Source organism: Chitinophaga sp. (genome assembly GCF_036569125.1).
Classification (GTDB): domain Bacteria; phylum Bacteroidota; class Bacteroidia; order Chitinophagales; family Chitinophagaceae; genus Chitinophaga.
In genome coordinates, this window is record NZ_DATCRF010000024.1 from 1 (window position 1) to 12078 (window position 12078).

The following is a 12078-nucleotide window of genomic DNA, read 5'->3' on the forward strand; positions in this document are numbered from 1 at the left end:
CCAGGCTGCCCGCAGTAACGGAAGCGCTGCAGCCCTGCTGGGTGGTAGCGGTAACCGTTACATTATAGGCGCTCACACCCGTGTAGTTATGGGTAGTGCTGTTGGTGGCGGTAGTTTGTGTAGTGCCGTCTCCAAAAGCCCAGGTATATTGGGTTACAGGATCGTTATTAATGGTGGTAACATTGGCTTCCAGCGCGGCATTCAGCGGTGCGCACCCACTAAGGCCGGTGCCGCTGATGTTAATAACCGGAATAGCTATATTTATTAAAGCCGGTTTGGTAAGCGTTTGCGTACAGGCGGCAGAGTTAGTAACACTCAGCGTTACGTTAAACCTGCCCGCTTTTGTGTAGGCATGTGTGGCGGTAGTGCTGTTAGTGGTTAAAGGTGCAGTGCCATCTCCAAAATCCCAGGTGCGCACAAACCCGTCTATCGTATGGTCGGTAAAGGTAGCGGTAAAGGGCTTACAGCTGGTAGTGCTGTTCACGCTAAAATCCACTATGGGCGATGGTTGTATGGTAATATCCTTATAATACTGGCTGTTACCATTGGCATAATGTACCGTCAGGGACACACGATAGGTGCCTGGCTGGGCATAAATGTTCTGGGGCGATGCCACATGCGAGGTAGAGCCATCTCCCAGGTCCCAATCGTAAGCTAAAGCGTAACCGGTGCTGGTATTGGTAAAAGTGAGGGTGGTAGGCGCGCACAGGCCCGGCGATGCCGTATAGGTAAAATTTGCCTGCTGGCCGCTTACCTTGTTGCTGTACAGTAGCCCTGTAAATAACAGTGCAAACGGCAGAAAGACCGTTAAGAATGTAGGCGCTGGGCTTTTCATAGGTATAGTTAATGGCCGTATAATTAACCACAAATTAACTAAAAATAATATATTATATACAATAACTATTAGCGTCGTACGTTGGGCATTGTCCCTTAATGGGTTAAGAAAGGCATTGCCAGGTGCTCTTTTAAAAGCTGCAGGCTGCAAACAGCCACCTGTTATAGGTGAACTGCCTGCAGCCTGCGGCGGTATATCCTGGTAGCTTAGCGCTACCTCAGTAAGGTTACATTGCCTTTCAGCACAAAGCTTTCATTGGTATCGCAGATCATTTCTGCATAGTAAATAAACACATCCGGGTTAAGCAAAATGCCACGGGAACGGCCATCCCAGCCACCCGCTGCATCATCCGTATTCAGGTCGGAACGTTCAAACACCACCTCTCCCCAGCGGTTAAATATGCGGAGCACCTTGATGGATTTTACGCCCCTTCCCCGTATGTAGAAGATATCATTCTGCCCATCCCCGTTAGGGGTAAAGGTGTTAGGCACAAATATGTTGCTGCCGCTGCATACCACCTTCACATTCACCTCATCTATGTCCACGCAGCTATACTGGTTAGTGGCAATTACATGGTAGGTAACAGACTGTTTGGGCGTTGCCAGCGGGGCCATACAATCCGTGCAGCTCAGGGTAGGATCCGCCCGCCATTCCACTTTGGTTACATCCGGGCTGGCCTGCAGCTGCAGGCGCAGCTCAGAGCCTACAGGTACCACCTGGTCGGGGCCCGCGTTAATGGTGGGCGCCTGGTTAACGGTAACCGTAACAAGGGCGGTGTCTGTAAAACAGGCATCATCCCCCAAACCTATTACCTGGTAAGTGGTGGTAACAGCAGGGCGGGCTACGGGATCCGGTATATCTGCTTTATTTAAGCCGGTGGCAGGGATCCATTTATAATGGGGCGCCCCGCTTACATGCAGCTGCACCTGGCTGCCACTGCAAATAGCGGCATCCGCTGCAGTTACCTTATGCGGCTGGCTAACAGTTACGGCTATATCTGCCTCCCGGCTGCAGCCGGTGCTGTTCACTGCCATCACATGGTAAGTAGTATCATGCAAAGGTTGTATGGTTGGATTGGGGCTGCGCGCATCAGAGATCTGGTAATCTGTCCACGTAATATCTGCGTCCGGCGATACATTGGAGCGCAGCTCCAGTGATTGTCCCAGGCAAATATTGGCCTGTTTGGGCATGGGGTTCAGATCAGGCAGGGGCGATACCAGCACCGTAGTGCCGGCGGTATCCGGGCAGGTGCCGTTGCCATTGCTGATGGTTAATAATACCTGGTTATTACCCGGTGTATTTAAGGTTACACGCGGTGGGTTAGCTGTTTCAAACTCCGTGTTATCCGGTGTTACCAGCCATACCCATTTGGTGCCGGGTAATTGTTTGGTATCGCTGCCCTGCAGCCTTACAGAGGTGCCTACGCATACCGGGTCAATGGGCGTTATTTCTGCCAGCGGTTTAGGTTCTACTACGGTGGGTAAGGTTACTTCACCTGTACAGCCGTAAGCGGTGGTTACCAGCAATTTTACCGGATAGGTGCCTACCTGGTCATATAAAAAGCGCGGATTTGCATCGGTAGATACATCGTCCGTGCGGCCGGCAATACCAAAGTCCCACTGGTAGGTCATCGGTAAGCTCAGCTGATCTTGTGTTACGCTTAAGCTGTTATCCTTAAAGTATACATAACCGCCATCACAGGCCTGCGTAGCATCCATGGTAAAGCGGGGTGTTACCTTATCGGCCACTATCTGGTCATTGCCTAAAGCCGGCACCTGGCAGCCTTTGGCATCTTCCAGTATTACGCGCGGGTGGTAAATGCCTTCTTTCGTGTATTCGTAACTGGTAGTTGGTGTGGCAGTGGTGATCACATGCCCGTCGTCAAAGTCCCAGATATATTTTATGGCATTGCTGCTTTTGGCGGTCATTTCAATTTTCAGCGGCATACATCCGGTAGTGGGCGTGGCCGACTGGCTGCCGTCCGGTCCCTGGATGGTGAGTGTTTTGGATACCGTGCTGGCGCAGCCGCCATCCGTATACACCCTTAGCGCAACGGTATAATCACCGGGGCGGCTGTAAGCATGGCCCGGCGATACTTCCGGCGAGGTGCTGCCATCTCCGAACTGCCAGGCTATATGATCGTAGTCTGATGAGTTGTTGGTAAAAGGTACCAGCACCGGCGGGCAGGGCGCCAGGGTAGCCGGAAAATCAAATGCCGCCTGTGGATTGCGCACCGTAATAAAGTTCAGCGCTTCCTGGCTGGCTTTACAGCCGTCAATATCTGTTATGTCCAGCCTGATCGTATATACGCCGGGTTTAGTATACACATAAAGCGGGGCGGCTTGTGTGCTGGTGCCGCCATCACCAAAGCTCCAGGCATAGGTAAGCGACTGGCCGCTGCTGTTGCTGGAAAATTGAAAATCTTTCTGTAAACAGGCTTCCTGCGCTGGTACTACAATGTTCGTAGCTACTACATTCACTGATACCGGTTTGGTAATGGTGCCTTTACAGCCCATTTTATCCATTACAGTAAGCGTAACCGGGAAAGTGGTCATACTGCCAAAAGCATGGGAAAAAGCAACCGGCTTTTGTGTTTGTGTAATGTTGCCGCTGCCATCGCCAAAATTCCAGGTCCAGCTGCTAAGGGTAGTACCGGGCGAGGTTGTTGTGGTGGCATCGGTAAACGTGAACGGCTTTTCTTTACAGGTGCCGGTATAGGTAAAGTCTGCATTTACGCCATTTACCACTACCTGCAGGCTGTTAGACTGTTGCGGACAGCCGTTTATATCTGTCAGGCTTAAGCGCACCGTATAAGTGCCGGGTGTGGTGTAGGCATGCGTGTAAACAGCCGTTGAATCAAAATTTGCTGCATTAATAGTGGTAAAACTACCATCACCCCAATTCCAGGTGTAAGAATTGATCATGTTATAATGCAGGGAATTGGTAATGCGGTAGGTAATGGAGTCGCCGTTGCAAATGCTGTTGGTATCCGCCTTTATAACCGGGTTTTCATCAATAATGTGAATGATCTGCGATAGGTTGCTGGTACAGCTGCCGTTGCCCACGGTTAGCTTTACCGTGTAAGTGCCTGTTTTCGCATAGGTATGTTTAGGCGATTGGTCGGTTGAGGTAGTACCGTCTCCAAAATCCCATAGCCAGGTTTTGGTAACACTGTTGCCAAAGTCCGATGCATCATAGAACTGCCGGTCGTATTTGTTGATACAGTTGGGCAGTACGCTGAAACGCGCTGCCGGCGGGTTAATTTCAATGAGCAGTCTTTTGGTAAGGATATTATAACAACCATTATTTATCACCGTAAGCGTAACATCATGAAAGCCTATCTCATTAAACTGGTGTGAAGGGTTTTGCCCCGTGGCGCCGCTGTTATCCTGTGGAAAGTTCCACAGCCACTCCGTACCTGCGGGTACGGATTTATTGGTGAAGTTAAAAATATCTGACTGGCAACCCTTGTAATGGTCCACATCAAAATCCACCTTTACGGTATCACCGGCTTCAATTGCATGCGATGCGCTCACTTTACAGCCGCTCTTGGTTTCTATTTCCAACGTTATGGTATAGTCGCCTTCTTTAGAGTAGTAATGGGAAGGTACCGTGATGTTGGTGGCGGTGGTGCCGTCTCCAAAATCCCAGCTGTACTTTACTACAGGGTCTACGCTCGATACCTGGGCCGTAAAGCCAACGGAAAAAGGAATACAGCCGCTGTTGGCGCTCATCACGAAATCTACCTGCGGCTCCTGCACCCGCATATAGCTTGTTTTCACAACCGTAGTGCCGCAGCCAAATTTGTTAATGGCCAGCATGCTTACGGTATAATTGCCATCTGCAGTATAGCTATGCGTTGGGTTTTGCGTGGTGGCAGTTCCGCCATCTCCAAAATCCCATGCCCAGGTAGTAGCATCGGGTGTTTGCGCTGTAAATTTTGTAGTAGTTGGTACATGACAGTCCGGGTTGGGGCTGGCAGCAAAATCAGCGACCGGTAAGGGATTTACGTGAACGTTTTTGGTAATGGTTTCCTGGCAGCCATTACCAAAGGTGGTAAGCTTTACCGCATAATCGCCCGGTTGTGTAAAGGTATAGCTGGCATCCATGCCATATTGCACACTGCCATCCGGAAAATCCCAGCGGGCAGAGAGGGGCGTAGGTGCGGTAGTGTTCTTTAGAATAACAGGCCGGCCCGCGCAGTTGCTGGCAGGGACTGTAAAATCAGGTTTCATTTTCGCGATCTGGATATAGTCCGGTGCGGTCACAGATTGCTTACAACCTTCTGCAGTGGTAGCGGTAAGCGTTACGGTATACTTGCCTTCTTTGGTGTAGGTATGTTGCGGCGCCGTTGCAGTGCTGCTGGTACCATCTCCAAAATCCCAGGTGTAGGTAAGCGGCGCATTATTCACCGTGGAGCTGGTGTTGGTGAATTGTACGGCCAGCGGCGTAACGCAGCTGCTTTGCACATTGCTGCTGAATTTTACCGTAGGCGCATCCTGCACTTTTATTTGCTGGGTGCTGCCGTTGGTACAGCCAAAACTATTGATCACAATAATGGAAGCAGTTTGATTGCCACCCAAAGTATAGGTATGCGTAGCTGTGCTGCCGCTGCCGTTAATACCATCTCCAAAATCCCATGTTACACTGGTAATAGTGCCATCGCCAGGGGTGCTCTGGTCTGTAAAGGTTACAGCCAGCGGCGCGCAGCCACCGGGCACAGAGGTGCTGAACGCCGGTACCGGTTTTTTATAGACCGTAACGGTCTTTTCCTTTTTGATCACGCCATCCGGGTAGGTAACCGTAAGGGTGATCTTATAAGTACCGGCTGCGTTAAAGATCCTGCCAGGGTTTGGGTCGGCAACATCTGCCCCTACACTGAAGCTCCAGTTAAGGGAAGTATAACCGGGATCCGACAGGTTCTGGAATTGAACGGCCAGCGGCTCGCAACCACTCCATTTACTCGCATCAAAATCTACTTTGTGGGTTTGCGCATTGGCATTCAATATCGGACACAGGTAACAACAGGCCAGGCAAATGATGGTTCGCATGAGGGGCCGTTGGAGCAGCCAACGGCGGCATAGGTATATCTGGTGTTTCATTGGATAAGGAACCCGGTCCCGTCGGGCTTGAGTGCATTCGTTAATGAAGCTAAAATTACTATAATTTATGTAATTCATTTATTAATTAACACTTGGATATGCATGAATTGTTTATGTATTTTGTAAAAAAAAGCGGGGTATGATCAAGTCATTCATTCAGTGGGGTTTAAGTGTGCTGTTGATGTGTATGTTAGTCCGGGCAGCCACTGCCCAGGTGGTAGATGTAAATGCTTTTGAAAAAGGAACGCAGCAACCAGCCATACAGGTATTCGACGTACGAACTGCGCAGGAATTTAACACCGGGCATTTACCCAATGCCTTGCAGGCAGATTATACCAATAAAACAGAGTTTACTGACCGCGTAAAATACCTGGACAAACAAAAGCCCGTATACATTTACTGCCTGAGTGGTGGCCGTAGCAGTGCAGCAGCCCAATGGATGCGGGAGAATGGCTTTGCAAAAGTGGTGGAAATGGATGGCGGCATCCGCGCCTGGAAGCAGGCTGGTAAACCCTTGCAGGGCGCTGTTACTGAAAAACAGCTGGCTGTAAGCGATTTTAAAACCTCCGTTAAAAGCGGATGGGTACTGGTAGATGTTGGTGCAGAATGGTGCCCGCCCTGCCGTACTATGATACCGGTGCTGGAACAGTTCTTACAGCAGCACCCGCAGGTAAAGCTGGTAAAGGTAGATGGAGGCCGTGACCAGGAAGTAATGCAAGCTATAAAAGCCAATACCCTGCCCACATTCATTGCTTATAAAGAAGGTAAAGAAGCCGGCCGCAAACAAGGCGTGGTAACGCTGGCAGAGCTGGAAAGCATGGTGAAGTAGAATTACGAATGCAGGCTAAAAGCATAAAGCGCAAAGCATAAAGCACAATGCCTTAGGCAAAACAAAATCAGCTTTATGCTTTGCGCTTTATGCTTTCAGCTTTTAGCCTACCCATATATTTCCCCAAACTTATCCTCCGCATACTTCAGAAAATACTGGAAATCCAGCGGCTGCCCCGTAACCTTTTCACACAGCTCATTAGAAGTATAAAAGCGCCCGTGGCGGTGAATGTTTTCCCGCAGCCAACTGAGTAGCTTGCCATACTGCCCGGTAGCTATTTGCTCCGTAAGGCCGGGCAATTGCTGTTGTGCCGCTGCAAAGAACTGCGCAGCATAAAAGCTGCCCAGGGAGTAAGTAGGGAAGTACCCAAAGCTGCCATGCGACCAGTGAATATCCTGCAGCACACCCTGCGTAGCGCTGGGGGCCGATACATGCAGGTACTCCTGGTAATACCGGTTCCATACCTGGTCCAGGTCTTTGGTGGAGTAGGTGCCTTCCAGCAGGCCTTTTTCTATCTCATACCGGATCATCACATGGAAATGATAGGTCAGCTCATCGGCCTCTGTACGTATCAGGGAAGGCTGCACCAGGTTAATGCCTTTATAGAACTGGTCCAGGGAAATGTTTTGCAGGTTGTCAGGGAAGGTTTGCTGCAGCTTGCCATAATGGTGCTGCCAGAAAGCCTTGCTGCGGCCTACATTGTTCTCCCACAGGCGCGATTGTGATTCGTGGATCCCCAGGCTGGCGGCCTCTCCGCAGGGCAGGCCATATTCTTCCGCAGGTAGCCCCTGCTCATATAAGGCATGGCCGCCTTCGTGAATGCAGCTCCAGGTCATGTTGCCAAAATCCTGTTCATCAATACGGGTGGTTACCCGCACATCCTGTGGGCTAAAGCTGGTAGTGAAAGGGTGTTCTGAAATATCCTGCCGGCCTGCGCCCATATCGTAGCCCATATCTTTTAACAGGGCAATGCCCAGCTCCCATTGCTTGGCATGCTCATAACGCAGGTGCAGAAAATCCTTGTTCACCTGCGGCTTTTGTTCAATACGGCGCAGCAGGGGCGTAAGGGCAGTTTTAACGGCGTCAAAGATGGTATCCAGCATAGTGGTGCTGGCGCCCTTTTCATATTCATTCAGCAGGGCATTGTAAGGGTGGCCTTCAAAGCCCAGTATATTGGTTTCCTGTTTTTTCAGCAGCACCATTTTAGCCAGCAGGGGCTCAAACTCCGCATAGCTGTTGGCTTTACGGGCTTTTATCCAGGCATGGTAGCAGGCATTGGTGGTTTGCGACATTTCTGCTACAAAGCTGGCCGGGTACTTTTTGTTCTTTTCATAATCCTCCTGAGACAGCTCTACGTTTTTGCGCTGGGTGGCATTCAGGTCGCCACGGCTGCGCAGCTCCTGTAATACATCCCCCAGTTCAGTGGCGGTGAACATTTCATGGGCGATGGTGGAAAGGGTGGTGAGCTGCTGCCCGCGGAAGGCAGCGCCTTTTTCCGGCAAATAGGTTTCCTGGTCCCAGCCCAGTACGGCCATGGCATTACGTACATCGGCAATAGCCTGCATTTTGGCGGTAAAGGTGCTGTATAATTCGCTGGTGGGTTTCCGTGTGTTCATAACGGCAAAATAAAAGAAAAGTTTGATTTCCGCAGGGCCGGGTAAAAACACCGCTTTCCATGGTACCGGAATTGGTATCCAACTCGGGTGCTTCCCTCCTAAAACAGCCCCGTAATCCGTGTGCAACCCTAGTGACATCCTACCCCCCTACATAAAACCCTACATCATTTCTACCACAATTTTTTCAGCCTCCTGCATTAGGGGCAGGGCCTTTTAATTGCTGCGCAATTCGGCTGCAACTCGGGTACAACCCGTGCGCAATTCGGGTCGGGGCTTATGGGTTATAGCTATTGAGAATAAAACGGTAAAGATTAGGTGCTTCATCGTATAAACATCGTGTCTTTCCCATGTGATTCTCATGTCTTTCCCTACTAAATCCCATGTTCCTCCCATGTCCCTCCCTGGTGAAGTTCATGTCCGGCTCATTAATCTCCCTCTCCCATCTGCACATTTGCATATCTGCATATCCGCACATTTCCTTATTTTGCCCTTAATGAAGATCAAGGATGTTATACAGGCCATTGAATCCTTTGCGCCCCTGCAATACCAGGAAAGCTATGATAATGCTGGCCTGCTGTTCGGCAACCCCGGCTGGGAGCTTACCAATGCCCTGCTTACGCTGGATGCTACAGAGGCTGTGATAGACGAGGCCCTGGCCCGTAACTGTAACCTGGTGATTGCCCACCACCCCATTGTGTTTGGCGGGCTTAAAAAGATCACCGGCAGCAATTATGTGGAGCGGGTAGCTATCAAAGCCATTAAGCACGATGTGGCCGTTTACGCTGCCCATACCAACCTGGATAATGTACGCAATGGGGTATGCGCCATGATGGCCGGCCGCCTGGATCTGCAGCAGTGCCGGGTGCTGGTCCCTAAAAAAGACCTGCTCAAAAAGCTCTACACCTTTGTGCCCCATGCCGATGCTGAAAAGGTGCGCAGCGCCTTATTTGCCGCAGGCGCAGGTAACATTGGCAATTATGACGAGTGCAGCTTTAATGCGGAAGGCAGCGGCACTTTCAAAGCCGGCGCCGGTACCAACCCCTATGTGGGGGAACAGGGACAGCGCCATACAGAGCCGGAAACCAGGCTGGAAGTCATCTTTCCCGCCAACCTGGAAGGCGCCGTGATACAGGCCCTGCTGGCCAGCCATCCCTATGAGGAGGTAGCCTACGACATTATCCGCCTGGATAACGCCTACCAGCAGGCCGGCTCCGGGTTAATAGGCGCCCTGCCCGCGCCCATGGAGGAAACAGCCTTTTTACAGCTGGTAAAACAGCAGTTCAATACCGGTTGCGTACGGTACACGCCTTTACGCGGCAAGCCCGTAAAAAAAGTAGCCCTTTGCGGCGGCGCAGGCAGCTTTTTACTGAAAAAGGCCATGGCTGCCGGGGCAGATGCCTACATCTCCGCCGATTTCAAGTACCATGAGTTTTTTGATGCTGAAAACCAATTAATTATAGCAGATATAGGGCATTTTGAAAGCGAGCAGTTCACAGTCGATTTATTTTACAATATTTTGACCGAAAAATTTCGTAATTTCGCGCCTCTTAAATCTACTATTCACACAAACCCGGTAAATTATTTATAAAATATATGGCTACCGTAAAAGAGTACTCCGTAGAAGAAAAATTGGTGTCTGTGCTCAGACTGCAGAAGATCGATTCCAAGCTGGATGGTATCCAGGTGTTGAAAGGGGAGTTGCCGATAGAAGTGAAAGATCTGGAAGATGAGGTAGAAGGGTTAAATACCCGCCTTACCCATGTTGAGGATGAGCTGAGAGGTATCCAGGATTTCATTGCTAACAAAAAAGCAGCTATCAAGGAGTCAGAAGCGCTGGTTAAGAAGTATGAGAAGCAGCAGGATAATGTGAAGAACAACCGCGAATTTGAAGCTATCACAAAGGAAATTGAAATGCAGAACCTGGAGATCAAACTCTCAGAAAAGCATATCAAGGACGCAAGTGAAGAGATAAAGGATAAAACCCGCCTGGTGGAATCCGCAAAGAAAGCGATCGTTGACAAGGAATCCAACCTGAAACATAAGAAAGGCGAGCTGGAAAAGATCATCTCTGAAACTGAGAAAGAAGAAAAACAGATCCGCAAGGAAAGCGACGAAGCCCGCACCAAGGTAGAGCCCCGCCTGCTGGCAGCTTACGAAAAGATCCGTAAGAACTACCGTAACGGCCTGGCTGTGGTAACCGTTGAGCGCGATTCCTGCGGCGGCTGCTTTAACGCCATTCCGCCCCAGCGTCAGGCTGAGATCCGTCACCGCAAAAAGATCATCGTTTGCGAACATTGCGGCCGTATCCTGGTTGATAACGACCTGGAAGCTACCGTAACGATATAAACAGCAGCAGCTGTAGCAGCCGGCGCCCATTGCTAACTGTAAGCTACTAACTGCCAACTTACATAGTCCCGTCCCGGTGTATGCCGGGAACGGGACTTTTACTTTCAATTACACCAGCCCCGGCGTTATTGGAATGGAATTTGAATACTTTTGCCCATGCGCTTTTTTCTATCGGTCCTCTTACTTAGTATAACATTCACCGTTACAGCCCGTCAAAAGGTATATGATTTTAATAGCCGCTGCCAGCAAGCCTATGAGGCTATTATGCAGCTGCGTTTAGAGGAGGGTAAAGCCCTGCTGGAAGCCGAGAAAAAAGAGCGCCCTGATAATCTGATCCCTTACTTCCTGGATAATTACGTCGATTTTTTTCCATTATATTTTAACGAAGACCCGGCAGAGTATAACGCCAAAAAAGCACAACGGGGCGCCCGCCTGTCATTAATGGAGCAGGGGCCCGATAGCTCTCCGTATTACCTGTACACCCAGGCTGCCATTAAATTCCAGTGGGCCATGATCCGTATTAAGTTCGGTGAAAAATGGGATGCTGCCTGGGAAATACGCAAAGCCTTTATGACGCTGAAAGATAACCAGCGCAAGTTCCCCCAGTTCCCACCCAACACTATGTTGATCAGCGCCATGCAAACCGTGTTCGGCACCATTCCGGATGGTTATAAATGGATCAGCGGGGTGCTGGGCATGAAAGGCAGCATTAAACAGGGCATGCAGAACCTGCAGGGGTTTATAGACAGTAATGCCCCCCTGGCGCAGCTGTTTAAACCGGAAGGATATTACTACTACTGTTACCTGAAGCTGTTCATGGAAAGCAACCCCGACGAGCTGTGGCAGTTCATACAACAGCGGCAGCTGGATACGCGCAATAACTACCTGTTTGCCATTATGGTGGCCAACCTGGCAGTAACCAACCAGCGGGCCGACCTGGGCATTAAAGTGCTTTCGGAACGTAATACCAGCCCCCGTTATGAAACCATGGTGTACCAGGATTATTTAATGGGCCTGTTAAAGCTGGCCCGCCAGGATGAGGATGCGCATGTGTACCTGGAAAAATTCCTGAACAATTTCAAAGGCAAGTTCAATGTAAAAGAGGCCCTGCAGCGCTTAAGCTGGTATTATTACATGCGGGGCAATATGGATGCCGCCAATAAATACCGCAGCCTCATTTTAACCCGGGGCAATACGGAAGCAGATGGCGATAAACAGGCTCTGAAAGAAGCTAAAAGCGGCAAATGGCCCAATACCTTTTTACTGAAGGTGCGCCTGCTGAGCGATGGCGGCTTTTTTAATGATGCGCTGAAGCTGATGCAAACTAAAAAGGCGGCCGACTTTACACTT

At 50.1% G+C, this 12078-nt stretch carries 7 protein-coding genes; 4 read left to right on the top strand and 3 right to left on the bottom strand.

Annotation, left to right across the window (positions count from 1 at the left end; translation table 11 throughout):
* Together VIM87_RS00835 and VIM87_RS00840 are read right to left on the bottom strand one after the other, a co-directional pair.
* The coding region (locus VIM87_RS00835) for a PKD domain-containing protein (protein ID WP_331995133.1) at nt 1-835 on the bottom strand (835 nt) is incomplete at its 3' end.
* A gap of 212 nt (nt 836-1047) precedes the next feature.
* Nucleotides 1048-5886, bottom strand: coding sequence for a PKD domain-containing protein (locus tag VIM87_RS00840; protein WP_331995134.1), 4839 nt, complete (start codon nt 5884-5886; stop codon nt 1048-1050).
* Between the two features lie 190 nt (nt 5887-6076).
* Here VIM87_RS00840 and VIM87_RS00845 point away from each other — a divergent pair, with 190 nt between their 5' ends.
* Nucleotides 6077-6766: a rhodanese-like domain-containing protein gene (locus tag VIM87_RS00845; protein WP_331995135.1), complete on the top strand. Its 690-nt coding sequence runs from the start codon at nt 6077-6079 to the stop codon at nt 6764-6766.
* Nucleotides 6767-6873: 107 nt separating this feature from the next.
* On the opposite strand, the gene VIM87_RS00850 is transcribed toward VIM87_RS00845, so the two are convergent.
* On the bottom strand, nt 6874-8382 hold the full coding sequence (locus tag VIM87_RS00850) for a carboxypeptidase M32 (RefSeq protein WP_331995136.1): 1509 nt from the start codon (nt 8380-8382) through the stop codon (nt 6874-6876).
* 493 nt (nt 8383-8875) lie between these two features.
* Here VIM87_RS00850 and VIM87_RS00855 point away from each other — a divergent pair, with 493 nt between their 5' ends.
* The 3 genes from VIM87_RS00855 to VIM87_RS00865 form a co-directional block, all read left to right on the top strand.
* Complete coding sequence (locus VIM87_RS00855; protein ID WP_331995137.1) at nt 8876-9970, top strand: Nif3-like dinuclear metal center hexameric protein; 1095 nt, start codon at nt 8876-8878, stop codon at nt 9968-9970.
* 5 nt (nt 9971-9975) lie between these two features.
* Nucleotides 9976-10728: a zinc ribbon domain-containing protein gene (locus VIM87_RS00860; RefSeq protein ID WP_089917685.1), complete on the top strand. Its 753-nt coding sequence runs from the start codon at nt 9976-9978 to the stop codon at nt 10726-10728.
* A 156-nt stretch (nt 10729-10884) separates the two neighbouring features.
* Nucleotides 10885-12078 (top strand): hypothetical protein (locus VIM87_RS00865; RefSeq protein ID WP_331995138.1); only part of this gene is annotated, 1194 nt, incomplete at its 3' end.

Bases quoted from the DNA above. Each gene is read 5' to 3' on its own strand.
- VIM87_RS00860 (WP_089917685.1), top strand. From the start codon at position 9,976: ATGGCTACCGTAAAAGAGTACTCCGTAGAAGAAAAATTGGTGTCTGTG.
- VIM87_RS00855 (WP_331995137.1), top strand. From the start codon at position 8,876: ATGAAGATCAAGGATGTTATACAGGCCATTGAATCCTTTGCGCCCCTG.
- VIM87_RS00850 (WP_331995136.1), bottom strand. From the start codon at position 8,382: ATGAACACACGGAAACCCACCAGCGAATTATACAGCACCTTTACCGCC.
- VIM87_RS00840 (WP_331995134.1), bottom strand. From the start codon at position 5,886: ATGCGAACCATCATTTGCCTGGCCTGTTGTTACCTGTGTCCGATATTG.
- VIM87_RS00845 (WP_331995135.1), top strand. From the start codon at position 6,077: ATGATCAAGTCATTCATTCAGTGGGGTTTAAGTGTGCTGTTGATGTGT.